Origin of the sequence: Wolbachia endosymbiont of Oedothorax gibbosus (assembly GCF_936270145.1) — a bacterium.
In the GTDB taxonomy this organism is placed as follows: Bacteria; Pseudomonadota; Alphaproteobacteria; order Rickettsiales; family Anaplasmataceae; genus Wolbachia.
In genome coordinates, this window is sequence record NZ_OW370537.1 from 780,463 (window position 1) to 807,177 (window position 26,715).

At 34.4% G+C, this 26,715-nt stretch carries 21 protein-coding genes and 1 pseudogene; 11 read left to right on the top strand and 11 right to left on the bottom strand.

What is annotated here, in order from left to right; all coding sequences use genetic code 11:
- Positions 1–91 precede the first annotated feature (91 nt).
- The gene (locus tag NBW37_RS03800; protein ID WP_250295813.1) at positions 92–991 is read left to right on the top strand and encodes an Rpn family recombination-promoting nuclease/putative transposase; all 900 of its coding nucleotides are present in this window, start codon (positions 92–94) and stop codon (positions 989–991) included.
- Here NBW37_RS03800 and NBW37_RS03805 read toward each other — a convergent pair.
- Positions 983–4,366, bottom strand: a complete 3,384-nt coding sequence (locus NBW37_RS03805) for a hypothetical protein (protein ID WP_250295814.1) — start codon at positions 4,364–4,366, stop codon at positions 983–985. The genes NBW37_RS03800 and NBW37_RS03805 overlap by 9 nt on opposite strands.
- A 318-nt stretch (positions 4,367–4,684) precedes the next feature.
- On the opposite strand from NBW37_RS03805, the gene NBW37_RS03810 reads away from it, so the two are divergent.
- From NBW37_RS03810 to NBW37_RS03825, 4 genes and pseudogenes are all read left to right on the top strand, one after another.
- Positions 4,685–5,209: a helix-turn-helix domain-containing protein gene (locus NBW37_RS03810; RefSeq protein ID WP_250295815.1), complete on the top strand. Its 525-nt coding sequence runs from the start codon at positions 4,685–4,687 to the stop codon at positions 5,207–5,209.
- Positions 5,163–5,306: a hypothetical protein gene (locus tag NBW37_RS03815; RefSeq protein WP_250295816.1), complete on the top strand. Its 144-nt coding sequence runs from the start codon at positions 5,163–5,165 to the stop codon at positions 5,304–5,306. The genes NBW37_RS03810 and NBW37_RS03815 overlap by 47 nt, the downstream gene beginning before the upstream one ends.
- Before the next feature lie 39 nt (positions 5,307–5,345).
- A complete protein-coding gene (locus NBW37_RS03820; protein ID WP_250295817.1) occupies positions 5,346–6,218 on the top strand; it encodes an IS982 family transposase in 873 nt (290 codons plus the stop codon).
- A gap of 14 nt (positions 6,219–6,232) precedes the next feature.
- Positions 6,233–6,679 (top strand): annotated as a pseudogene (locus NBW37_RS03825) (IS630 family transposase); the annotation flags it as partial.
- Here the strand turns inward: NBW37_RS03825 and NBW37_RS03830 are convergent.
- Both NBW37_RS03830 and NBW37_RS03835 read right to left on the bottom strand, forming a co-directional pair.
- The gene (locus NBW37_RS03830; protein WP_250295818.1) at positions 6,670–9,696 is read right to left on the bottom strand and encodes a PD-(D/E)XK nuclease domain-containing protein; all 3,027 of its coding nucleotides are present in this window, start codon (positions 9,694–9,696) and stop codon (positions 6,670–6,672) included. The pseudogene NBW37_RS03825 and the gene NBW37_RS03830 overlap by 10 nt on opposite strands.
- On the bottom strand, positions 9,686–12,232 hold the full coding sequence (locus NBW37_RS03835) for a hypothetical protein (RefSeq protein WP_250295819.1): 2,547 nt from the start codon (positions 12,230–12,232) through the stop codon (positions 9,686–9,688). The genes NBW37_RS03830 and NBW37_RS03835 overlap by 11 nt, the downstream gene beginning before the upstream one ends.
- A 530-nt stretch (positions 12,233–12,762) precedes the next feature.
- On the opposite strand from NBW37_RS03835, the gene NBW37_RS03840 reads away from it, so the two are divergent.
- Positions 12,763–13,236 carry a leucine-rich repeat domain-containing protein gene (locus tag NBW37_RS03840; RefSeq protein WP_250295820.1) on the top strand — a complete coding sequence of 158 codons (474 nt, stop codon included), beginning with the start codon at positions 12,763–12,765 and terminating at the stop codon, positions 13,234–13,236.
- Here the strand turns inward: NBW37_RS03840 and NBW37_RS03845 are convergent.
- Positions 13,217–14,386, bottom strand: coding sequence for an IS4 family transposase (locus NBW37_RS03845; protein WP_250295821.1), 1,170 nt, complete (start codon positions 14,384–14,386; stop codon positions 13,217–13,219). The two genes, NBW37_RS03840 and NBW37_RS03845, sit on opposite strands and share 20 nt — an antisense overlap.
- Here NBW37_RS03845 and NBW37_RS03855 point away from each other — a divergent pair.
- The 5 genes from NBW37_RS03855 (at position 14,377) to NBW37_RS03875 (ending at position 19,560) form a co-directional block, all read left to right on the top strand.
- Complete coding sequence (locus NBW37_RS03855) at positions 14,377–15,267, top strand: leucine-rich repeat domain-containing protein (protein WP_256466253.1); 891 nt, start codon at positions 14,377–14,379, stop codon at positions 15,265–15,267. The two genes, NBW37_RS03845 and NBW37_RS03855, sit on opposite strands and share 10 nt — an antisense overlap.
- Positions 15,268–15,618: 351 nt before the next feature.
- Entirely contained in the window at positions 15,619–15,966 is a 348-nt protein-coding gene (locus NBW37_RS03860; protein ID WP_250295822.1) for a hypothetical protein, read from the top strand.
- On the top strand, positions 15,938–16,525 hold the full coding sequence (locus NBW37_RS03865) for a hypothetical protein (protein ID WP_250295823.1): 588 nt from the start codon (positions 15,938–15,940) through the stop codon (positions 16,523–16,525). Before NBW37_RS03860 ends, NBW37_RS03865 begins: the two co-directional genes overlap by 29 nt.
- 1,244 nt (positions 16,526–17,769) lie before the next feature.
- On the top strand, positions 17,770–19,272 hold the full coding sequence (locus NBW37_RS03870) for an AAA family ATPase (protein ID WP_250295824.1): 1,503 nt from the start codon (positions 17,770–17,772) through the stop codon (positions 19,270–19,272).
- Positions 19,273–19,341: 69 nt separating this feature from the next.
- Positions 19,342–19,560 carry a BRO-N domain-containing protein gene (locus tag NBW37_RS03875; RefSeq protein WP_250295825.1) on the top strand — a complete coding sequence of 73 codons (219 nt, stop codon included), beginning with the start codon at positions 19,342–19,344 and terminating at the stop codon, positions 19,558–19,560.
- Positions 19,561–19,652: 92 nt separating this feature from the next.
- Here NBW37_RS03875 and ltrA read toward each other — a convergent pair whose 3' ends face one another.
- The 7 genes from ltrA to NBW37_RS03910 form a co-directional block, all read right to left on the bottom strand.
- On the bottom strand, positions 19,653–20,966 hold the full coding sequence (gene ltrA / locus NBW37_RS03880; RefSeq protein ID WP_250295826.1) for a group II intron reverse transcriptase/maturase: 1,314 nt from the start codon (positions 20,964–20,966) through the stop codon (positions 19,653–19,655).
- Positions 20,951–21,103, bottom strand: coding sequence for a hypothetical protein (locus NBW37_RS03885; protein ID WP_250295827.1), 153 nt, complete (start codon positions 21,101–21,103; stop codon positions 20,951–20,953). Before NBW37_RS03885 ends, ltrA begins: the two co-directional genes overlap by 16 nt.
- 305 nt (positions 21,104–21,408) lie before the next feature.
- Complete coding sequence (locus NBW37_RS03890; protein WP_250295828.1) at positions 21,409–22,029, bottom strand: helix-turn-helix domain-containing protein; 621 nt, start codon at positions 22,027–22,029, stop codon at positions 21,409–21,411.
- 326 nt (positions 22,030–22,355) lie between these two features.
- On the bottom strand, positions 22,356–23,663 hold the full coding sequence (locus NBW37_RS03895) for a hypothetical protein (RefSeq protein WP_250295829.1): 1,308 nt from the start codon (positions 23,661–23,663) through the stop codon (positions 22,356–22,358).
- Between the two features lie 224 nt (positions 23,664–23,887).
- Entirely contained in the window at positions 23,888–24,568 is a 681-nt protein-coding gene (locus NBW37_RS03900) for a JAB domain-containing protein (RefSeq protein ID WP_250295830.1), read from the bottom strand.
- A gap of 150 nt (positions 24,569–24,718) precedes the next feature.
- On the bottom strand, positions 24,719–25,606 hold the full coding sequence (gene wmk, locus NBW37_RS03905) for a WO male-killing family protein Wmk (protein WP_250295831.1): 888 nt from the start codon (positions 25,604–25,606) through the stop codon (positions 24,719–24,721).
- 8 nt (positions 25,607–25,614) lie between these two features.
- Positions 25,615–26,541, bottom strand: a complete 927-nt coding sequence (locus NBW37_RS03910) for a hypothetical protein (protein ID WP_250295832.1) — start codon at positions 26,539–26,541, stop codon at positions 25,615–25,617.
- Positions 26,542–26,715: the final 174 nt, after the last annotated feature.

The following is a 26,715-nucleotide window of genomic DNA, read 5'->3' on the forward strand; positions in this document are numbered from 1 at the left end:
AAAGTTTAAAAAAATAAGATTTAAACACAAAAGAGTTGAATATTTCTTCAGAATTGTGTATAATTGTTAATGCTTTTTAGGTACCCTTGCTATGGCTCTTTCGAAATTTCTCAATGTGCGAAATGATTATGCATTTAAGAGAATATTTGGTACTGAGAGGAATAAAGACATTCTTATTCACTTCCTTAATGATATATTAGATCTTACTGATGACAATAAGATTAAAGATGTCTCCTTTCTCAGTCCCATTCAAGACCCTGTCATTGCCTCTCAAAAGCAAAGCATTGTTGATGTTCTCTGTGTTGATTCTACAGGCATAAAAACAATAATTGAGATGCAAGTCGCTAAAACAAGAGGCTTTGAGAAACGTGCCCAATACTACGCTGCCAAAGCTTATTCAAGTCAAGCTGATGTAGGTGACCAGTATCATGATCTTAAAGGGGTTATCTTTATTGCTATTGCTGATTTTATCCTATTTCCTAATAAGCTGGCTTATAAGTCTGATCACGTTACTTTTGATAAGATGACCTTTGAACATGATCTCAAAGACTTTAGTTTCACTTTTATAGAGCTACCAAAGTTTAACAAAACAAAAGAAGATCAATTAGAAAATATTGTTGAAAAATGGATCTATTTTTTTAAGCACGCAGATGAAACGAGCGAAGAGGATCTAAAAAAAATAATAGGAAGTGATGTCATTATTGGTAAGGCTTATGATGAGTTAAACCAATATAATTGGAGTAAAGAAGAACGTCTTGCTTATGATCAAGCTAAGAAACGTACCGATGATTATTTATCTACCCTTGAAGAAAAACTTCATGAAGGCATCCTCATCGGACATGAAAAAGGCAGAGAAGAGGGTCGAAAAGAAGAAAAAATTGAAGTCGCAAAAAACCTACTTAAAGCTGGCGTATCTATCGACTTGATAGCTGAATCTACTGGCCTTCCTAAAGCTGAAATAGAGCAACTTCAGGAAGAAATATCACAGTGATCTTTGTAGCTGCTTGTTCACTGTTGGATCGTTTAAACAGGTTCTAGGTTTATCATCTGTTTTCTCTGGTAACTGACTCTCTGACCGACTAGTGTTAGCAAGAGAAACGGTAGTAAGATTATCAGTTATAAAATTAGCACTGCTACATAATTCCTGTTTACGTATTTGTTTTACTTCTTCAATTCTAAGTTTTTGACCTATAGAAGAAAGTTCTTTCTTATCTAAAAATCCTTCTATACATGTCTCCAAACGGCCCAGAAATCTCTTGGTTTGCTTACACTCTGGGCACGCTTGTTTTGCAGACGAATACAAGATTTTCGATATTTCTGAAAATTTCCCATTTCTTAGTTGTCCAACTATAGCTGATTGTGGTTTTATAGGATCAAAATTTAAATTTGTTACTGATATTCCTGACTTAACTGCTGTTTCCTTCAATACTTTTTCAAATCCATTTATAATATCTGATGCATGACACTCCGCTTCTTGTAAAGATATTGTAGGCTGATCTGCTGTAGAGACGTACTTTTGACCTGTAATTTTCCTTATGAATACATCTAGCAATAGCAGTGTACCATTTGTATCAATGCTTTGAGTTGTCATAGCTTTAGAAGGTTGCATATCTATAGCTGGCTTGAAGGGAGAAGAGATAAACCGAGAAACACCTTTAACAGCATCTACAATACTATTAGCAAAAACATTTATCCATGAAGATGATCTTGCAGCACCACTTGTAACTTCTTTAATAGGTAAGCGATGGTTACGATGTCCTCTATGATTATGCTCATGTCTTATATGATGACGCCTATGTCTTCGTGTGCTATCTTTTACAAGCTTTGCCTTCTCTTTTTTAAATTCTTCTACGATATCTTTTGGATCACAATTGGAAACTATACACTTTGCGTTATACAAAACTGTATCGTTAAAAGCAAACGCCATTTTCCTCGCTGGAGGATAATTATTCCAGTTTTCTACTTTTACAATAGTATTGTTTCTATGTGACAGCACTAAACTATTTTTAACAACTTTTACCTCAAAATCTAATATAGACTTATCTTTGAAGTCAATTAAACCAATATCATTCTTGTTATTAGGTTGATTATGGTAAATCTGTAATCCTTCTTCATCTGGCTGATAATATTTAAAAGAACTAGGATTATCAGCTCTTTCTCTAAATTCTCCTGGTTTTATAATACTATTATTTAACTCTATTGGTAAATTCCACTTCCCATAAACATAATCTGATATTAATACTGTTCCTTTATCTGATAATAGTAATAAACTGTTGTTTAATCTTGAAAGAAGTATTTTATCTGAGTTAAACTTGAGACAATCATAATGACTTAGCATATCACTACTGTTCACACTAAACTTTTCATTTATTTGTAAAATTCTAGGGCAAAAAACTACTGCTTCGTTAATTTCCTTCGTTTTCTCTTGTAACAATATTATTGTATCTTTGAACTCAATAGATAATATCTCCATTTTTGGTTCTTGATAGAAATCACTCAGTAACATGATAAAGGCGTTGCCTTCTCCTAAATTAGGGTCGCTGACTATCATCAAGTCATCTCTTAAACGAGAGAAAATATACTCCCCTACTTGCTTATCTACAATTAATCTATGCCTTCCCTCTATATCTTTGGCCGTTATAGCAGCAATTTTAGTATTATCATTAAAAGTTAAAGGTATTGGTGTTACTTTCCAGTGATTGTCAGTACGCTCGAGTTGCATAGGTGCATTATTTAGAATAACATGAAGCTTTTGATACCACTGTGTGCCGTTTTTTAATCTTACTACTGGAACTTTCACTAAAGAATCTCTTAATATTTTCGCTTCCAATTGAGTTAATTCCAATTCAATCAGTAAATCATCTTCATCTTGGGAAACCGCTAATGAATTGTCCTTTGTACTCAAAACGCCCCTTATTCCTTTCACTACATCACGCAAATCTACTGTATCTATAGAACTTTCCTCATCAACATCATAGATATTTATCTCCTTTTGAGCTGGAGCAATTACGTATATGTTTTCACCTCCATTTCCAATTAAGTGACTATTATACTTAGGATCGTTATAAAGCACTTCATGCTTTCCATTCCCAATAATGATAGACTCATTATGAGATTGCACAGCAATAGTCATATTTAGCCTATTTGCTATAGCTGGATAATCTCTTATAATTTCATCAATCGGCTTGTCGGTATTTTGCAGTGCATACGAATTACCTTTATTGTCTACCCTTATTTCAGTACCATCCCTTAATGCATAATGAACCTCTGCGCTTTTAGAAAATATAGATATTTTATTAAGATTTGAGGACGATAAGAAAGTAAACTCTGCAGTCATCCCAGAAAAACTAATAGCCTTAATGTTTTGAACAGTATAATTAAATAAGAAACTATGCTTACCTGGTGATCTATCAAGATTAATTGATGCCCCTCCTTTTCCTTGATGAATGATGTAAGTGAATTTTCCTTGCGAATAGAAGTTGTCTATAGTAGTATAGGGCTTGATTGCTATTTTTACTTCATCATTGTGCGAGTACGCATTGGGACCCACATATACAATATCCTGTGCATTTTTATCTTTTCCACCACGGCCATCAATATACTTTATGTCAGAGCTACAATTTATAACATCCTTTCTACCTTCTCTTCCTAGAATATTATTTATATTCTCCCAGTTCAGATCACCTATACGAAATAAATCAACTAATAAAGATTCTGATTCCAGAGCAAATCCGCCTAAATCTATAGTGTTACTTCCAACTCCTCCATGTAACACACCAGTAACTTTACTACCACGTAAAACAAACATATCATCTTTATTTCCACCAAAAAACCTCTTACCTCCTTCCTCAACTAAGAAAATATTAGGACTATCCTGAAATCCTGTTGCTTCATCTCCACCTTTTCCTAAAGCAATTAAAGTATAATTTCCTGTTCTATCCTTCGTATAGGATACACCTATTGCACTATCACAACGGTAAGCGTTACTCAATTGACAATCGCTCAAAGACTCGCCAAACACAATTATCGAATCACAACGATTCGCAGTATTCGGTTGCAAGCAAAATAACTCCCCTTCTTCTGGATTATCAGGACTTACTCTACTAGGAAAGATATCTATTTTCCCATTAAAATTAACAGAACTTTCCAAATTTAGCTGAATTTTAGTGTCACATTCTTCACGCTTATAAGACTCATATATTCCCGTGCCCATTGTGCATGTGCCATTTATTCGACCTCCCTCACCACAGAGTTCTCTTCGTTGTTCAATAGTGCGGCAAGAATCTACGATTGACTTCCCGGTAGGAAAAACATACCTCTGAATATTAGTATTATTTTTTAATAATTCAATAGCACTTTTAACCAATTGATTATTGACCTCCTTTTCTTCAATTAATTCTTCTATATATTGTTCAGGTGGAATATGAAAAAATGCACGCCCTCCCTCCTTAAATCTTTCCCAACCTGTTAAGTGAATAATTTTATCCTCTTTTTCAACTGTTCTTATAGCTAAGTAAATATCGGTACCAACAAAGACGATAACTCCTATTGCAGCTCCAATTGGACCAGTAACAGATGAAACTCCTTCTAATACTTCAGCAACCTCATACCAATCTCCACTAATAGATAGACAAATAGTAAAAACTACAAATAATTGAGGCTAGAAAGAATAAATATGTAGTTTATGGCAGGAAAAAGTAAAGCAATAGGAGAAGAACTATATAATCAATGCAAGTTAGAATTAAAAAAATATGGAATAAGAGGAGAGATAGGAAGAAGGTTACAAGCAATAATATCAGCAAAGGAGTATGGTATCTCAAAAGTTGCTAAAATATATAGAATTACGAGAACGACATTAATGAAATGGATTGCAAGATTTAAAGAAAAAGGTGTTATTGGGTTTGCAATACAGCCAGGGCGAGGACCTAAACCAAAACTGAACGAGGAGAAGAAGGAAAAAATAAGAGAGGTAATAGAAGAAGATGGGGCAAATCTGACTGCTAAAAAATTGCAAGGTATAGTTGAAGGAATGTTAGCTATCAAAGTAAGTGAGTCAACGGCGAGAAGGCTTATGAAGAAGCTAGGATTTACATATATCACACCTCGTCCAGCACATTATAAACAAGACAAAAACAAACAAGAGGAGTTCAAAAAAAATCTCAATGAAATTGTGGAAAAGAACCGGAAAAAGGAGGTTTTTTTTCGATGAATCGAGATTTGGAACGCACTCAAAAGTTGGACATGGATGGTTTAAAAACCCCAGTTGCGGATTAGAAGTCAGTGAAAAAGATAGGGAAATAGGGTAAACTCCGGAAACATATTATCAAAAAGTAGAGAGGTTACCCATGAATAAAAATGTAACAGAATTATTTTGCTTTGTAGACGATTTTTGCAAGGCTATAAACAAAAATTTCGCAGAAAAACTCCTGCCAAACAGTAAAAAACCTACCAGAACGCCAGAGATTACGCATTCTGAAATTCTTACTATAATTTTACTTTATCAACAATCTAGATGTGAGGACTTTAAATCTTTCTATACATATTATTTGAAAGCACTATATGGATCTGAGTTTCAAAATTTGCCAACATATAGTAGATTTATTAGGCTAAAACCGAGGGTTTTATGGTATTTAGCATTACTTTTGCAATGGCTATGTGAGCAGTCGAAAATGACAGGGATTTCGTACATAGATGCAACATCTATCGCTGTTTGCCATCCAAAAAGAATCTCAAGAAACAAAGTTTTCAAAGGATTGGCAAAGCTTGGAAAGACTACATATGGCTGGTTTTTTGGTTTTAAATTGCATATGGTAATTAATGAAAAAGGTGAAATTCAAGGAGTTACACTTACTAAAGGTAACGTTGACGACAGAAAACCAGTACCAAAATTAACTGAAAAACTGACTGGTCTTTTGTTTGGTGATAAGGGCTATATAAAGAAAGAGCTCTTTGCAAAACTCTTCGATAGAGGACTAAAACTCGTTACCAAAGTAAAAAAAGGTATGAAAAACACATTAATGCTACTTGAAGAAAAGATTTTTTTAAGAAAAAGGTCGATTATTGAAACAGTTTTTGGCTACCTAAAAGACAGACTTGAGCTTGAGCATTCAAGGCACAGGTCTCCAATAAATTTCTTGGTGCACGTCTTTTCCACATTAGTTTCATATTCCATGAAGCCTAAAAAGCCCTGTATTTCTAGATTTTACTATATTGATTAATCCGCAACTGGGGTTTTAAAAAGGGCTCAAGAACACAAGTTAAAGTAAAAATCGGAAGAGAAAACTTCTATCTTTACAGCGCTGTAAATCCCAGGAATGGAGAGGATATTAGCCTACTTGCTCCACATGTAAACACAGATTGCATGAACATATTTTTGGAGCAGATGTCGAAAGATTTGGGGACTAGAGAAGCTTTTCTTATCATGGATTGCGCAAGTTGGCATAGGTCTAAAGGTTTAAAAACTCCTGAAAATATCACCATAATTTATTTGCCGCCGTACTCGCCTGAGCTCAATCCTGTGGAAAGATTTTGGCAACATTTAAAGGAAAATATAATAAAGAACAAGATGTATGACTCTATTAAATTACTTGAAAATGCTGTATCTGAATTTATTCGAGATATTACGGAAAGTTCGATCAAAACCATTTGCTCTGTGAATTATTTGTCTAGTTATTTATGAGGGTTGGTATCAGCAAGTTCTATACCGATTTCTACAACATCAACGCTTAAATAAATGCTATCCCCTATAACGACAACCAGAGCATCTTTATCACCAGCTTTAAGCTTTTTGATTTGATTCACTAAATCATATACTACAAAAGCTGAAGCTGTACGTGCAAGAAAAGGCGATGCCATTCCCAAGGTTCGACCTAAAAACACCTTTCCTTCTGATACTAATTTTAACCCTCCAACAGATGCTGCTTCAGCCATTTTACTTAGCAATGGACTGCCTGCTATGAACCCCAAGTTGATTGCTACTCCTTCTAAATCGCCACTTAAGATATCACCTATAAGGTTTTTATACATCATCCCTTGCGTAGTCCAGCCAGATATTTTGCTTATTCTACCTAGGTGATTCATCGCTTCTGGATTACTGGTAATTCTGTTAATTTGTTCTTGAAACCTGTTTTCTTTTGTCAAAAATGCCGTACGATAAAGGCCTTCACCCTCTGCTACTCTTACTATCCTTTCTGCTATTCCAAATTCTCCCAGAATAGTCTTTAATCCTTCATTTGTTATCCCTTTGATTAGATTTCTTTTAATCTCTCCCACAATCTCTTTAATCTCTGGATCTATCGAATTTAGGTCTATATCTTTAATCTTCTCCATCAATGCTTTTCGGGTATCTTCATTGATGGTTACTTCTTTGGAAATCTCATCAGAAACCTTAAAAAGCTGATCATAAAGTTCTATGTTCTCTATTCTTTTCTTAATCTCATCAGTATCAAATAGTTCTTTAACCAGTTCTTCTTTCCTTTGTTGCTCTTCAAGACTTTCTTCATCAAGTGAGTCTACGCATGTCATGCCTATACTTCTTTTTCTCCTTTCACCTGAACAGTGTTTCTTAGGAGGAGGCTCCCCATCACTGGAACCTCTTGATGAATGTCCAACAGTCAGGTCCTCTGCTCTAAAATGCGTAATAAATTTATTTTTGTCTCCTGCGCTAGGACAAATGACCAAAACCGTTGCTGTAACTTTTTCTTCCTTAGTATATACCTCAAGGCCATCTCCTCGAGCCTCAAGCTGAGTTTCGCCTTCTTTTCTCTTTCTTTCAATATCTCGTTCTGTAGAAGCAAGCTTTACTTCTACTACACCTGTCTTACCATCATATGATACCATCAAGTCTGGTTTTCCTCTGCTGGAATAGTTAGGCTCTGTCAACACCTCTACACCTTTTTGTACAGAAAGCAAACCTTGCAGTATTGCCTGAAAATGATTCTCTAACGTTATTAATTTTCTCAGAGGAAATAAAGCTTCTTGAAAGCCTCGTACTTGCGTTATATCTGTTATATCTTGTAAACTTACATACTCAATTGTTTTAAATTCGCCTTTATATTTATTTTCAAAGTTAGTAACTTCACCTATTTCTATGCCTTGGTAATAAGATTTCCCTGGATCACTTTCCACTTCAAATCCACCATTTGCTTTTGGGTTCACTTTGATGTTAACTTGTGTGCACTTACTAAGGTCAATACCTAGCCCATTCAATGGGATGCTCTTCTCTATCCTAAAATCTTCACCTTCTATTATATTTAAAATAACATATTTATCACCTTTCACTTTTAATACAAATGTACTTATCACTTTATTCATTGGAATAGTAACATCTTCAGGCGCTTTCCCACTTCTCGTATCATGCTCTGCACTCCCAGGTTTTATATGATTTCCTTCATAGATGAAAACACGTTTTTCTAGTGTATCGTCAGTAAGCGACTCACCTAAAACTAATCTACTTAAATAATTAGTATTTTCACCGCCACCATTTGAATCAGAAATTGAGTAATATAAATAATTGAGCTTTTCTTTTAGTTTTTCTTTTAAACTCTCACCACTATGTTTATTGAATAATTCTATCAACCCTTCAGGCTTAGGTGGTAATGGTAATTTCTCTACCAGTAATCCACCTAAACTTGGATCTAAACACAGATTTGCGAATACCATAGTTACAGATTTAGCTTTCTGTTCTTCTCCAAAACTAAATATTATTGGTGCTTTATCGTAACCCTGCTTTTCTGATTGAAGCTTTGCATTTTGAGCTGTGTTCTTATGCCCTTTGAGCTCAACACGAAATTCACGACCATTTGAACCAACAACTAAATCTACAAATCCTTTACCGGCTGCTTGTTCAGGACGAATACGAAGTGCATACTCATACCTAAAATTCATTGCTAGTGTACCATACACGAGCCCATGTATCGGTGCTTCATAATCACTTAATCCTAACTTCCTCTTTGCAGCATCTTCATCGTCTGACTCAAGTACCCTTTCTGACCTATATACCTGTGCTAAGTTTTCAAAAAAAGCTCCTGCACCCTTAGAGCTAGGGGATAATTTTTCACCTGAACCCACTCCTAAACTTCCTTGAGAGAATTGCTCTAACGCATTATTCAAACTACCTTTCTCTATAATGCCATCTTTCACCTTTTTGAATTTTGCCTTTCCTGGGTCAAACTCTGGCAAAGTACCATGATCTCCAATTACTTCTTTAAGTGTTTTTGAATTTAATTCTCCTTTCCCTATCACCTCCAATGTTTTTAGATTTACTTTTCCATCTTTAATATGGACTATTTCTCCTTTGACTTCGCAGTCACTCAATTCCTCTTGAGTTAAATCCAAACTTCCTAATGCCTCTTTCAATTCATCTATAGTTAGATGTTGCTCACCTTGAATTTTCTTAACAGCAGCAATAGTCCTAAACACCAATTTTGTCTTTCCATCCTCTTCAATTCTAAAAGCTAGCTTTATTGTTTCCTTACTGGTTATTTTTACAGATGAAGCCTGAATATCAATTTCATCATTTAACTTGGTATATGGAAGTGTTAAAGCTGCTCCAAGAAAGAAATAAGAAAAAAACTCTGGTTTAGTTGTTGACCCTCTTCGTGGCACTCTATTCAATACCCTTTGAAATCCCCTTCGAAAATCCTCTCTCTCTATTCCCTCACCGCCAATGAACAAAGTTACTATCTCACTTACCATATTCTGCTCCTCTATTTTCAAGCTTTAAATTGCAGAGCCTTTTGCTGGGGGAAAAAGCTTCAGATTTTCTTTTTACTCCCCTTTGTTCTTCATCTAAATCATTCAAATGTTGTTCTATCATCAAATCAAAATTTTTAAGAACATCTCTTTCTTCCTGAGTTATCTCTTCACTATTATACCATTGCTTAAAGTGATCATTAAACTCAAGAACTGTTTCTTTATCTGTTAAGTACCACCTTAAAAGTAGTTCAATTGCTTCTTGTTTACTTCCGTAATCAACAAATTCTTCATCACCTTCTTCACTATACATCAGTTCACTGAACATCTCACTAGCTGCACCATAATGAAAAAGGGTTTCTTTCTTCAATTCTTTTATTTCTTCAGCAGATAACCCAAGCCAAGCAAAAAACCTTTCAGCTTCTTCCCATTGATTGGATTCAATCAATTTAAAATGAATTTCTTTACCAGACTCTTTGAGTAATACATTTTTCTTAAAATCATTTATTTCCTCTTCAGATGAGAAACACCAAGTTAAAAACTTCTCAACTTCTTCCCATTTACCTCCTTTAAATATAATCCTTGTGCCAATCACATCATAACCTCGATTATCATAGATCTCTTCTCCCTCACTGTCTGATATTAATTCTTCACAAACTGAACTTCCAAATCTATAGGCCACCTTTTTCTTTAATTCTCTAATCTCTCCTTCAGAAGAAAGGCAAAAATTGATAAACTCATCAACAAGTTCTAGTTGATCTGCTTTTACTAAGCTTGCGCATTTACCAGTTCCATGATCACTAAAAACTAACTCTTTCTTAAATGCTTTTACTTCTTCTTCAGAAGGAAAACACCACCTGATAAACTGATCAACAGCTTTTACTTTTTTATCAGATGAAATTAGGTACACACATGCACGCCTCCCGTCCTCAGAATAAATCATTTCTTTCTTCAGTTTATTTATCTCTCCTTCAGGTAAAGAACTCCACTTTATAAATGACTCAGCTGTATTCCATTTATCATTTTTTATAAAATCAATGCAGATACGCTTTGCTTCTTTTGTAAAGCTCAATTCCCTCTTAAACTTATCTTCCTCCTCTTTGGATAAAGAACAGTTTAGTACAAACCCATTCAGTGTTTCCCATTTCTCTTCTTTCATCTGCCCAATACAGACTTTTCTCCACTCTTCAGAAGAGAGAATATTTTCTTTCTCTTTACCGGTTGCACTGGCTAAAATCAGCTTAATATTTTCTCTATCTTCATAAGTGAAATTTTTTAAGGTAAGTAACTCAATTAATAACCCTACACCTGCTTTAACTCTAACTACTCTGTCAGTTTTATAAGCTACTTCCTGATTACTAAAAACATACCTCTTGTAACGCTCGGGACTTTGGCACCAAAATTCCCTTAAAAGCCCTCTATAATCGTAGCTTTTCCCTTCACCATACTTTAAATGTTCCTCTTTAGACTCAATCTTGTCACAAATCCTTAGTAACAGAACAGCGTAATCCCTTTCTGGCAGAAATTCCAACATCAGTCCTGCTGTCTTCATAAAGTAATCTTGGTATGGCCAATTTAAAAAATATTCTAATACTCTGGAACGCTTTTTGTCTCCAAAGGATTCTCTTTTATAATCAACACCCCTAATATCTTTCTTCAAAAACTCTATCTGTTGATCCTCTCCCATCTTTGATAAAAGAAAAGACAAGATGTCCACATAGTAATCGCTTGGCACCCATGATTCCTCACTATCTTTATATCTCTGATTTCGAAAAACAACCCAATCTTTTTCGGTATATGGCCCTGCTTTAACTCTACACTTAACTGCTTCCACTGCAGCATCCACTATAGCATCCTTTTTTCTCCTTAAATTTGTCTTCTCTAAACAATATTCAACTGCTGCTTTACTTCCACTCTCTACGGCTTTTTCCAGTCTATATTGATCTAGAGTTTTTTCTCCCTTGAGTTTATCTATCTCACCCATTAGATGATAAGACCAAAATTTTACTAACTCTGATTGCCTGATCCTTTGAGGTCTCTCAGTATCATAAAACTCCTCCTTCGTTATTTGCCTGTATAAAGCAGGAATATGATCTGTAAGACAATAAAGGCAAGCTAACTTATATTTCTGTTTAATGCTTAAGCCCCCGTCCTTTATTAACTCTTCTGCTGCTTTTTTATTATCGATTATCCCACGTTGTGTAAAAAAAGAACTATTTAAAAAATTAACACTGTATTCACGTGAAAACCCAAGAGTACCTTCATGATATTCTGCCCAAGTTAGCATTCTTATCCCAACTGAGAACACAATGCCCATTACTTTTTCCTGCAGTTGCTTTGCTATACCTAAATTTTCTAGTATTACTGTTGCTTTTTTCTCTACTATTTCATTCCACTGTTTCTTGCTACCATACTCGTAACTTCCTTTATTTATGTCATAATCTGACCCAGGTGCACAAAGTATTTCCCTCTTTAGCTCCGGATTATTACATATTTCAATAGCAATTTTTACTACTGCAATATCTTCAACTGATAACATACCACACTCCCTAAAACATTCAATGCCTCGAATTTACCACGACTTTTTATTTAAGAAAAGGATTAAGGCAAAAAATCTTCATTTCTCCTTAAGTGAATTATCACTAATTTAGCAATATATAATACTAAAAACTTAAATAATATAACCATTTCCAGCGCCCAAAACCAGTAAGCGTGAGAAGTGTTCGTTTTGGGATGGGTTGGTCTATCAAGTGTACCGTTCGAACTTTTCTTTATAATAATTCTGCTATATCCTAAAACCAGCTATACTAGCCTACTTTGGTCACATTTGGATATGAAATAACTCGCCTAATTTTGTTGCAATAATTTTACGTCTTTTACTTTCACAACACCAATTTTATTTAAATTATTCTCACGAAGGTAGGTACTATTTTATGTTTTTGAAAGAGTAAATATTTAAAAATTTTACGACGCTACAGAGTCTAGCATTTTCTATAAGTTTTTATATAATTGACAACTACTGAAATACTGGCTAAAATATTTATATGATAATTTTAGTAAAGAGAAGAAATGGATTTTAATGAACATGTTAGGGACAGTGTCCTTTATTATCATTGCGCCGAAAACATAAGTGAACTAGTAAGCTTTTTACAAAATAGGACAGACATTACAAAAGTTAGCTTGCACGGGGCAGAGATTGGCAATGAAGGTGCAAAAGAATTAGCCAATCTTACAAACCTTACTGAACTTGATTTATCATACAACAATATTGGTGATGAAGGTGCAAAAGCTTTAGCTAATCTTACAAACCTTACTAAACTTGATTTAGGATGGAATAAGATTGGTGCTGAAGGTGCAAAAGCTTTAGCTAATCTTACAAACCTTACTAAACTTGATTTAGGATGGAATAAGATTGGTGCTGAAGGTGCAAAAGCTTTAGCTAATCTTACAAACCTTACTGAACTTGATTTACAAAGTAACAATATTGGTGCTGAAGGTGCAAAAGGCATAAGTGTTGAAAGTATCAAAAATGGCGTGATATAAGGTGATTGACGGCATGTAAATTACCTCCCGACAGTAAAACAATCGAACGTATAAAAGAGTCATTTAGATCCAATGTGAATTGCAGTAATGCTATTTTGAACCCATGTAGATTATTTTTGATTTTATAAACAAGAAATAACAAAGCCGTAATAATAATCATGTAAATATACACCTTCATGCCATTCATAGTATGGCTTAAAAAGTGCTTATATCCAAGATTTTGCTTTATAAATTTAAAGAACACTTCTATATCCCATCTGCGCCTATATAGCTCTGTTACTTCATAAGCTGGCATTTCAAACAAGTTTGTCAAAAACCATATTTCATCTCCAATTTTATTTCTGATTTTTATTAGCCGTAGATCATGCTTTTCTGCCACTTTACCTCGTGCACGATAAAGATTAACTATTATATCTTCTAAAATCTCTGATCCATCCGATTTTTGTTCTCCTATAACTTTGTTCCTGCTTATAACATCATGTTTTCTTCCTACTTTAACTCTTGTGATAAATTTGTACTCCTTTTCATCAAATTCGGCAAAAGTTCCAACTTTTCTGATTCCTCTATCAAATAATAAAATATCCTCTTTTTCAACTTTAGCTTCATTAATTGCTCTCACTAATGCTATATCTTCACTACTTTCTTCTTGTCCTTTACAAAATCTTATACTTGTCGGCAATTGATCCTTTAATCCTACACTCACTTTAACTTGACTATCGTTACTTTTACCGCCTATTTTCAGCCCATCTTTTATGAGATATCCCGATAAATTTATGATCGTCGAATCAAACTTATGTAAGTTATTTGATGTTTTTTGGGGTAATAGCTTTTTAATCTTGCTCATCAAATCAATATATACTCCCTTAAAATATTCTGGATTTATAACTTTTAACCTTTTTGACAAACCACTGTATGTTACTGTACTTTTATCGCTATTCTTATCCATTATACACCTGTTTATTACCATTTCTAGCGCTCTTAGGCTTGTTTTTTGCCCCATTAATATTAACTTCATTAGACCTTTAAATATAATCTTGCCCAACAATTTAGTATTACATTTATCTACTTCACTTAATTTTCCTAGCCTTTCTAAATCCTCATCTTTTATTAAATTTAGTACTCTTTCTATTTGATCCATTATTGCCTCCATTTTCTTGCAATAATAGTTCTTTATGTCTTTTTTGTGTTACTTTCAACACTTATGGTGCAAAAGGGCTGGCCGAAGGCAAGCTTACAAAGCTTACTAGACTTAATTTACAAAATAACAAGATTGGTGATGAAGGCACAAAAGCTCTATCTAACGGTAACCTTACAAGTCTTGAATCACTTATGTTATCAAATAACGAAATTGGCGGTAAAGGTGCAAAAGCTTTAGCTAACGGTAATCTTACGAAACTAACTTTACTTAATCTGTCGTCTAACAATATTGGTGCTGCTGAAGGTGCAAAAGGATTAGCTGAAGGTAATCTTATAAATCTTATTCGACTTGATTTAAGTAATAATAAGATTGGTGATAGAGGTGCAAAAGTTTTAGCTAATGGTAATCTTGTGAGTCTTAAATCTCTTAAATTAAAAGATAACAACATTAGCAATGATGGAGCAAAAGCTTTTACCTGTGGCAAGCTTACAAAGCTAGAATACCTTGACTTTGAAGACCATATCAATGATGAAGTTATAAAGAAGTTAGAAGCTAAACTTACAGGTTGTAAAATATATAATAAGCGGCCACTAGTAGGGAGTCATAAGAACAATAGCAAATACTATGCTTGTGGTGGAAAGGTAATAGGTTTATTTTTAGGTTTGAGCATAGCATACTTTGCAGGAGCCACTACTTTAACTCCTGTTGGTGCTGTTGCGGTGTTTCTTGTAGCTGCAGTAGTTGGTGCATTAGTAGGTTATGGTATTGGAAAATTTTGTGAGAGAGTTAGTGAAGAAAAACAAAATGATCCTGATATAAGTACGTCTATTGCTGTTAAGAGTGTGTTATGTGGTACTTGGTACAACAAATCACCAGCGTGTCCTCAATCTTAATTCAAATGATTAACATATGCAAAAGCTTTAAGTAACCTGAAGTTCAACGTGTTAGTCTATTTTCATCATATTTTAGACATATACTAGCAATGATAGTTTCTTGCGTTTTCGAAAAGAATTAAAATAGTCAGTAAACAGATTTGTTGTAGTACCTAAAGATATATTTCTTTGAAGATTTATGTGCTTTTTTTTTAACACTTTTCCAAATTAATTCCCATTTCTAGTTGCTTTTTAAGATTAGGAATAACTTATTTAATATTCTGAAGTAAAAAAAACTTGACATACGAAATAATTCTCATATTCTTACCATATTATTTTCATATGTTATACTTTTTAGGCTAGGAGGTGTATATGGGTTTTCTAGATAATCTAGACGAAGATCTTGAAAAAAAATTAAAAATAGCAATTAACAATTGTGATCCAAAGTTAGTGCAAATTCTCCTTGGTCCAGGGTGTTGCCAGCTTTGGCAGTATTGGCTGATTCGAGCAATTTTCAATTACGACATGCTTTCTATGTTTAAGACGGTTAAATGCGAATTTCCCCTATCAATTGCTGAAAAACAACTGAAAGCTCTGGAGGGAAAATCTTATATAGATAATAAACAATTACAGGACATTCAAGAACAAGAAAAGGAAAGTTTCCTTGAGAGGATAAGGGTTTTTTATGATTGTGAAAGGAAATTACAAATACAAGGCTAGTACTTGCCCTGATGATCGTGTTCTTTGCCGCATGAAATCTAATTATTCTGCATCTGAACAAGATAAAATTTCATTGTATTGGCACAACGGGTCATTTATGCAGCATGATGTAACCTTTGATTCTGGAAGAGTAGTAAAAGATAATTATAATCGAAAACTTGATTTGGAACGCTCAAGAAGACATGACATTATTTTAGAGTTAATTGCTAATGAAGCATATAAAGGTGAAACTTACACCGCGGCACACTTTGCTAAGTATTTTGAGGGAAAACTAGGCCTTGGAAGTGAACGTAGCATTCGTGAAAGGATTAGCCATCTTGCAGCTCTTGGCCATATAAAGTTCTTTAAGGAAGCTCTTGGATATAAAGTATCAAGGACTAAATCAAAGTACGGCTATTTATGTGTTAAAGACATGGAGTTAAAAATTTCTGAAAATCAACATGTGCTGGTAAAGCCAGATTATTATCTTTCACCAAATAACGGAGTAACCTTACCAGTTGAAAATCCAGACGTTTGGGTGATACATAATTCTACAAAACAAGATGGCAAAATAGTATAGTAAGTTGGCAAGATGGTAAGTTGGCAGACTTAAGAATTTGCCATCTTGCCAACTTAAAATTGATAAAAACACAAGAAAATCAATAGCTTAAAGAAATAGTAAGATGGCAAGATGGCAAAAAGTTGCCAACTAGATAGCATGGGTAAAGTCCTCCTATATAGCGGGTTTGGGGAAGTTGGCAAGATGGCAAAAATCTATATATATATAAATATATACTATGCTATAGTACATAGTATATATCAGTTAAGAGAAGAACTTAACGTTTTTTGATGTCCTTTCATAATTTTACTTTGTCTATGGAGTTGCAACCTATAATAAAAATATAAAGTAAAGGCAGTGAAAAACAAATGACCCGTAATTGCGTTTTAAAGCGATTCTACAACTTCAGGGTACAATTATACCACCAAGAACTAAATTGCTCATGTAGGGTAGCTTAAAACTCGATTACGAGGCATTTCTAAATTATTTTTTACCTCAAACTTTTATTTACTACAAGAAACCCTACAGTTAGTTTATCGTGTTTTTTGTTAGTTGCAAAGAAAATTTTTCAAACCTAAAGAACAAATGGTTAGTAGACTTTTTGAAACATTATTTTTGCAATAGCTTTACTTCTACCATAAGTTTAACAGAGGCTCTAACCGTCATCTTTTTTTTAACAAACGCATAACGCTGGTCTACTGAGTTTAATAGCTGAACTAAGAATTCAGATCTCCGGATTTTCCGGAATACTCAATAACTTTCAAGTGAGATGGGTCTAGTTGCTTTAATAAGGCTTTTATGCAAGCGCGATGAAGACTTGAGGTAGAAAAGATTGAGGAAAGCAAAATAAACAGCCTTATATTCTTAATTTTTTTAGATGAGGCAAAAGCTGCATTTTAAAGCTATCTGTAACTTTAGGGTATAAACTTACTAGCCACACTAAAGAACGCTTATAATGCCCTTTAAAACGCAAATAAAAGGCATCTTTAGTAACCCAACTATTGCAAAGTAAACTTACTAGTAAGTTTAACACATTTTTTACACTTTACAAAGAAAATTCTTCAAAAAAGATTGAACGACTTGTGAAGGGGTTAATGGAGACTTTATGAAAATACAACAACTTTTATTGCAAACCTCTGAGCAATTAATTGCAAAACTCTCAGTAATGAAATCAGCAAATTGTAGATGAAGCTCAAGGAAAAAAGTTACTGCCATAGAAGAAGAAACAGAAGCTACAGAACTCTTAACCCGCTTAATAGTTCAAAATGGAGACAAAGATCGAAATTTATTTATTTACGTCTCTAATTTTATCACGTACAATGGAGACAAAGATTTATATTTCGTATTTTATGTCTCCATTATTTATTGGTAGGCAAGCTGAGTTAAAGCAACTACTGGAACTTACAGAAAAAAATACTGCTTCTTTTGTAGTAGTCAAAGGAAGGCGTCGTATAGGAAAAAGTCGTTTAATTCAAGAGTTTGGTAAGTATTTTGAGCAATATTACTCATTTATAGGTTTGCCACCAGAAAAGCATACTACAATATCCCACCAACTTAATGAATTTTCTAGACAAGTTGCTAGACAATTTAATACGTCTTTTGCTAGATATGATGATTGGAGTGATTTACTATGGTCAGTTGGTGAACGTCTACTATCAGGGAAAATATTATTGCTATTTGATGAAATTTCTTGGATGGGCTCAAAAGATCCAACTTTTTTAGGCAAAATAAAAAATTTTTGGGATACGCAGCTAAAAAATAATAACAAGCTAATTTTCGTTGTTTGTGGATCAGCTTCATCCTGGATCGAGAAAAATATACTTAGTAGTACTGGCTTCGTAGGAAGAATATCGTTAACTTTAACACTCGGAGAATTATCGCTTTCTGATTGCAATGAATTTTGGCCAAAAAACATTTCAGCATATGAAAAGTTTAAGGTGCTTGCAGTAACTGGCGGAATTCCAAAGTATTTAGAGGAGGTAAATTTTAAACATAGCGCTGAAGAAAATATTAAAAAGCTTTGTTTTACAAAAGGTGGGTTTTTAGTTGAAGAATTTAATCAAATATTCTCAGATTTATTCATGCGAAAAACGGCTTTTTATAAGCAAATAGTCAGAGCTCTTTCTACTGGAGCTAAAGAACAAGAAGAAATTTGTGCTACTTTAAATATCGTAAGACATGGACGCATTTCTGAGTATCTATATGAACTTGAGCTTGCTGGTTTTATTGCAAAGGATCATACTTGGAGTATAAAAACGGGTACTGATTCACGACTCAGGAGGTACAGACTTCAAGATAATTATTTAAGGTTTTATCTAAAATATATCGAAAAAGATCTAGGAAAAATTAGTCGTGACACCTATTATATAGGGTTCTTACCAGAGTGGTATACAATTATTGGGCTTCAATTTGAAAATTTGGTGCTGAACAATAGAAAGAGTATACATAATATCTTAGGAATTGATGGAATAATAAGCGAGAATCCATTTTTTCAGAAAAGAACGCGTAATAGTGCAGGTTGTCAAATTGATTATATGATTCAAACGAAGTTTAACACTCTCTACATTTGCGAAATCAAATTTTCAAAAGATAAAATTGGTCATTCAATAATACAAGAGGTACAAAAGAAAATAGATGCACTAAATCGTCCAAAAGGCTTTTCATGTCGTCCAGTCCTTATCCACGTTAATGATGTAAGTGATGATGTTATGGATAGCGGTTACTTTTCACATATAATTGATTTTGGAAAGTTATTGAATTGTAAGTAATATTTTTTCTGACTTAAAAATAGTGTCTTTTTAGTTTTTATGTTTATTCTTAACTTATAGAGGTTGCTTATGACTGATACTTTAACTTTAAAAGAAGGAGATATTGAGACTACTGCATTTGATAATAGCAATTTTACTAGAGTATTACACGATGGAGAATGGTGGTACGTAATAACAGAAGTAGTAGCTTTTCTGACAGGTAGTAAGAACCCATCTGACTATCTAAAAAAGATAAAAAGCAGAGATATAGGGCTTTCTGAAGGATGGGGGTCTGGTAGAGACTCATGACCTTGAAAACCAGCGATTTGGTCTCTTAATCATAGTCCCCCCAAAAGAACCGTGCTTGCGGATTTCCCGCACACGGCTCCACAATACAGCGTTCACACTAGTGCTCCTGTGTACAAAGAAGCATATATCTTTGGCTTTGGTAGTGGATTTACTTTTAAATAGTATGTAAACTGTTCCCAATCCATACTTTTCTTGTGACTACGTCGGTTTATCCACTTAAATGCTAGCTTTGTTACCGGTCGATAGAATTGAATCAAACACCGATAATTTCCGCTAACCCCGAAGTAGCTATAGTGTCCTGTTAGTTTGGCTTTAAGTTTCTGCCACCAATCTTTGAGACAGATACGACTTCGTACCATCTTCAACCACTCTTTGATTTCTTTAATCTTTCTGGCTAGGCTTATTTTTGAAGTTTTCTGCTTCATCATAAGTTTACCATTACGACTTTTTCCACAATAATGTGTAAATCCTAGAAAGTTGAAGCTAGCCGTCCTACGTTTCTCTCTTTCTGCTTGATACCATTCTTTCTTACCAAACTTTACTATTTTTGTTTTATTTTCAGCTATTTCCAACCCAAATTTACTTAGTCTTTGTTTTAGTAATTCTAGAAATTCTTTTGCGTCTTCTTCCATCTCGCAGCCAACTACAAAATCGTCGCAAAACCTTATTAGCTGTATATATCCTCTGGCTTTTGGCTTAAATTTCTTTTCAAACCATAAGTCCAGCACATAGTGTAAGTATATATTAGCTAATACAGGGCTTACTATACCACCTTGTGGTGTGCCTTGATCGGTTGCTTTATAACATCCAACTTCAACTATTCCTGCCTTTAGAAATCGTTTTATTAACCACAATAAATTTGGGTCAGCTATTCGTTCCCTTAGGCAATTCATTAGCCATTTATGTTGAACATTATCAAAGAACTTCTTGATATCCACTTCTACAATATAGTTAATTGGTTTGTGCATAACTGCTTTATCTAGAGCGTTTATCGCCTGATGACAATTTCTTCCTGGTCGAAATCCATACGAATTGTCCATAAAGTTTGCTTCATAAATATTTTCTAATATCTTCTTTAGCATTATCTGTACCAACTTATCTTCAGTTGACGGTATTCCGAGTCCGCGCTTCTCTTTGCTCCCAGCTTTGGGTATGTATACCTTTTTCACTGGTTGCGGTTGATATTGCTTTCTCTTCATACTATCCACTAGTGTTTTAAGTTTCTCTTCTAGATTTTCTCCATAAGCTTCCACTGTCACACGATCTATACCACAAGCCTTGTTGCGTTTTAGTTCCTTGTAACACTCTGCAAGATTCTCTTCATTAATCAAATGAACTAGCGATGTAAATTTTACTCGCTTATCTTGCTTAGCCCTTTCTGCTATCTGGTTTAGTTTTCCTTGCATATTCCTCCAATCTCTGTTGTATTGATATAGCAATCCCTATACCAGTTACTATATTGCTGACCGCTTCCCCTTGTATGTGGCTTTCCCACACTCTGAGTACTATCAGTCAGTCCGACTTCCTTTGTATCATTCTCCATTCCTCGCCTTTATTGGCTTGTTCTAGAGTACCCTTACAGGAATACAAAGGATCTCCCAAGTTCACGTAAGGTCCATCTCAACACATGACGCGGCCTTCGATCCCGATGGGGTGAGTAATATCTTGCCTTAGCGTTATTACCCATGCTGTCTTCCACCAAAAATAAGGTGTCAACCCCCATGACGCGGGAATTACGGGACTCAATACCTTCACTTTCATTGCACCCTATATTGTCCATTCCATTAGCTTTACCACGCTCGTTACCTTACGCAATATAATGGTCTGTTCCAGGCTGCTGGCTAAGCTTTACCCGTGTTGGATTTTCACCAACTGTTCCTTACACGCTTCTTGGCGCACATTTGTTATCCCCCCGATTTTATTCGCTAAATCTTCCTGAGTGTATCCTCGTCTCAATCTCCATTCTTTTATTCTTTGACCTACTTTATACGGAATAGAAATCTTCTTCTCTTCATATTCACTAATAGATAAATTGGTTGTTCGAGAGATAACGTGAGCAGAAACTCCTTCTTTAACTAAACCCCTTGCTACTTCTATTTTCACCGCTTTTCCGCTTTTTTCCTCGCTAATACGGATGAATTTGGTTAATAAATAAAATATCTCGCGTAATTCTTGATCCTTAATCTCTTTATGTATTTTTACTAGATTTAGTATCCCTTCTCCTTCATTCTCAAAACATCTTTTTTCGTCTGTTTGTTCAGAAACTAGAACTCTAGCACTTGTTGATAATGCTTCTGCTATGGCATATAATTTTTTAATTGGAATTCTACGTCCACCTTTTTCGTATTGCAATATTAGCCAGTACTTTACACCGATTTTATTCGCTAGATCCTTCTGAGTATATCCTTGCTTTAACCTACAATTTCTTACTTCTTGCCTTACTCTGTAGTTTATAGAATCAGGAGCCACTCTTTTTCACACGAACTTTAAAACAAATATATATCCTGTTCTAAAATTTTATTAAAGTTCTTCCTTAATTTTTAACTGCAAAAACTTCAAATCGTCCAAAAATAAGGTAAAGCAGGGAGGCCGGCCTTACCTTCAGGCTTATCTTAGAGCTTTTTTTATACTCTTTTATCCATTTACCTAATCCACTACTCTTGCTGTTCTCGCTCATGACCCTTTAGCTAGCTTTAACTTTGAATTCTATTGTAAATTTTTTTCTACGTATACCCCCTACCTCCTTCTCCGCTCTTTTTAAGGAACCGTTGTAAGTGGAGAAGGAATTCGGTTGTTTAACGTTCCACAGTGGTTGCTTTACTACCCCCATGTACTCTATCCACCCACGACAATGTTTCATTCTTGCCAACTGCCTTTATTTCTTCTGTGGCCCTCTTTTCACTCCATATGCCACACCGTGTGAAACCTCCTTCTCTTATTGCCTTTTCGATCGTCTTTCCTCCTAACAGACAATTTTCCATTATTTCTCCTCCTTCTTCTTGTAATTTCTCCCACGTTTTTTTGTCTTCTACTATTACTTGTACTTGACCGTAATTTTCTGCATCGTGGCACAATCTAATTTTTAGCTCACCAAGGCTTGAATGAAGCGTCATTTGAAAATCGCTGTTATCTGATAGATCAACATAATTTCTTGTACCTCCTTTTTCGCTTCTTACTTCAATTTCCCCATTGTCTATTTTTATTATGTAACTTCCTGATTCTATCCATCCTTTGTTTAGACCCAAATTGCTTGTACCTTCTATTACTTTCGCAGGCTCTACTCTACCACCAGAAAATTTCATATAAAATGTATCGTTGTCTATTTCTACCTCTTCTACGCTTCCTCCTTGAACAGCATTTTCACCAGCTTCTTTCAGCTTTTGAAGTCGCTCATTTATCTGCGGTTGAATATTTGGTTGCAGTTTGCTGTAAATTTCGCTTGCAAGTTTATCATTTAACAGATCGTAACCAAATGTTGCGCCTCTCAACATTAATGCACCCACAACCTTTTTCTGCTCATCTTTTGTGAATTGGTTCGAAAGTATTTTACACATCACGATATCAGCAAAACTACGCTGTCCATCATAATATGCATTCATCCTTACTCCTTTACCTATTGCTTGTTTTAAGGCTTCAACCACTTCATTTATGTTCTCTGCTTTTATTACTGCATCTTTAAACTGGTTCAACTTCTCATTTTCATCCCAACTTGGCTCTATTTTTTGCAGCGGTGAGATAAATGGATTTGATTTCCTTGAACGACCTTGTCTGCTATAATGATTATTAAGTCCTTCTTCCGAGTTGCTTGGTTTGTCACGACCATCTTGAGAAGAAGGCTTTTTACTTTCAAGGTTCTTAGCCTTCTTATTAGTCGTTTTACTTAGAAAGGCAGACAACAGGTTTTTCTTTCCAGCAATAGCATCTAATATCTCCGGTAATTTGCTAAGATCATCGCCTGCAGGGATAGACTGCTGGTTTTTCTTACAGATGCCTACAATAGCTTTAGATATGCTATTATCCTTCGACAATACGTCAAGATCAATGTTTAATTCGTAAGTATTTCCCCCTTTATCATTAAAAGGTACAATTATTTTATTACTCATACTAGCCTCCGCTATTTAAAATACTTTCTAAGTTTACACCTAGCTTTATTACTTTATTGTTAACTAGATGTATGCTTTCTCATTAATTATAAGGGTAATTAATGTGTTTGCAAATATTTTCCTGCATTCAAAAGAACGACTTTTGAGACATCAAAAAGCTGCTCAGCACTTCCCAATAACGAATTTTTACTTCAAATTACCTTTGAGCAGCTCTTCTTTTCGGACTATAACAGTCCTTCTTTCTTCAGACTAAGATAGCTTTTACTTGTAACGATAATGTGGTCATATAACCTAATCTCTATAGTCTTACAGGCTTCAGCCAATTTTTTAGTTACAGCTAGATCCTCGTCAGATGGCTTTAAACTTCCGCATGGGTGGTTGTGCGACATTATCATTAACTTTGCTTTTTCTATTATTGCTTTTCTTGCCACTTCATGTATGCAAATAGGTACACTATCCTTTTTACCAACATACACTGTTTCCCCTATTAAATGGAACTTTTGATCCAAATATATTATTATTGTACATTCCTTTTCTAAATGACCTATACATGCCTTTAAATATTCTACGAGCTTTTCTAAGTTACCACCTATTACTGGTCCTTTCTTTAACTCTTCTCTCGGCACCCTCTTTAAAGCTTCCTTAAGACATAAAATTGCTGTAACTGTAGAGTCGGTTACCCCTTCTATAGTTTTCAGGTCATCTATTTCCAGACTTGAAATCCTTCCTATTCCTTTAAAACGATCCATTAGCCTTTCAGCAATAATGCTAGCTTCGACCCCATCATGCGCTCCACTCAGAAACGTTTCTATTATTTCACGATCTAGTAAAGCATGTCCTTTGCTTACCAATGCTCTGAACTCTATTTCTTCTCTACGATCTTTACTTTTATTGTTATTATTCATATAATATATCCTTCACTAATAATAAATTATTTTTAAATGTTTACTGCTATTTTTTAGCAGTATTGGCATAAAGCCATAGCTTTCGGGTGAAGTCAAATCAATTTTTCAATTTTTTTTGTTTATTTTTTATGGAAATATAAAAGATCTTACTTAAAACTTATGGCCAGTCGTTTGCGAGATAATATCAACAGAAATTCCTTCTTTGATTAAATTCCTTGCAACTTCAACCTTCTTTGCTTCTCTAATCTTTTCATTACAAACATGTATGCCTTCAAACAAAGATTTGATCAGCACATCTCGTAACTCCTGACTCTCTATCTTTTTGTATTCTTCTATCAAATTTGATAACCCAACTTCGCTATTTTCATCTTCTGTTGATTCGGGAAGTAGATCTATGATACTGATTGATAATACCTTTGCTATTTCATCTAATGTTTCAAGTGAAACGGCAGCTCGCCCTTGTTCATATTCGTATATCCTTTGATTTGTTATGCCGACTTTGTTTGCTAAATCTTCTTGGGTATACTCTCGTCTCAACCTCCACTCTTTTATCCTTTGCCCTACTTTATACGGAATAGAAATCTTCTTCTCTTCATATTCACTAATAGATAAATTGGTTGTTCGAGAGATAACGTGAGCAGAAACTCCTGCCTTAACTAAACCCCTTGCTACTTCTATTTTCACCGCTTTTCCGCTTTTTTCCTCGCTAATACGGATGAATTTGGTTAATAAATAAAATATCTCGCGTAATTCTTGATCCTTAATTTCTTTATGTCTTCTTACTAGATTTAATATCTCTTCTTCCTCATACCTTTTTGATACTTCTTGTCCGCAAGCTAGATCTCTAGCAGTTGTTGATAATGCTTCTGCTAACTCATATAATTTGTTAATTGAAATTCTACGTGTTCCTTTTTCATATTGTAGTATTACCTGATATTTTGTACCAATTTTACTTGCTAAATCTTTTTGAGTATATCCCAGCCTTAATCTACGATTTCTTATCTCTTGCCTAACTTTGTAGCTTAGGCTTTCTGCCAATTCGCACACTAATGTCTTCTATTAGAATTATTGCTTAATCTTGATAATAATTTCTCTCTTTCTCTTATTACCTGGTTGCTTTTATCTCCAATCTCTCTCATCTCTCTTTCTCGTTCCTCTATAATAAACTTCATAACCTCATCTGAATATTTGCTCTCTCCACTTGCTAGTTCTGATTTTAACCTTTTTACCTTGTATTCCAATTCTACAAACCTTTCATGTTTTTTCAGCGTCTCTATCATCTGATTTATTTGTGATAGTAATTCTCCTTCTTCTAAGCCTTCTGCTATTTTAATCAGCAACAATTCATCTATTTTATAATTCGCACCAGATTGAACTATAAATAGATTTATCATTGCTCGTACATTAACAGGCTTGGCTACTAATATGTTAACATTACTACACACAAAACGTTTTAAACTTATATTTTTTTCTAGATAATTTTTCATATCCTGAGATAAGTTCTCCTTTAATTCTTCATATGCTTCTGACAGTAACACCTCTAATTCCTTAAAAAATTCAAGTTCAATATCACCTGACGTAAGGATCATTAATAGATGTTTTACTAACTCCCTATCATTTGATTTGATCGCCTGATAAATTGCTTTTTCCCTATCCTCCTTTAAATCATACAGTTCCGATGAATCACTAAGGCTAAATAGGTAGTTCTTAGCTTCTTCAGGAGCATAGATTGCAATATTAATTTCTCTTAATGGATGATCATCATTAAACTTTTCTAGATCAATAGTTTCTTCTATTGCAACAGCCACTTTACTCAACTTCTTTAGCTTATCTAAACTTTCTCTTGAATCTCTAGGTGTATTTTTAGCTTCATTCAGCACCTTGCTATAAAGACTTTGCTTTTCCTCGCTGCTTAATAATGCACAATGTTCCTTTAGCTGCTTGGGAGTTTGAGATAGAAATTTTGCCAGCATATTTGCCTACATTTTGTTGAAGTATATTAAATGCCTATGATGTGACAAGTTAAAATGGGTTCCATCTGCATAAATTTACTATGAAATTCGAGTTCTTTATGATGTAAAGCGTCTTTAATGTTTTTTTTGCTGCTAAATTCATGATATCCATTTGCTAGTCTTTTAAGATACTTT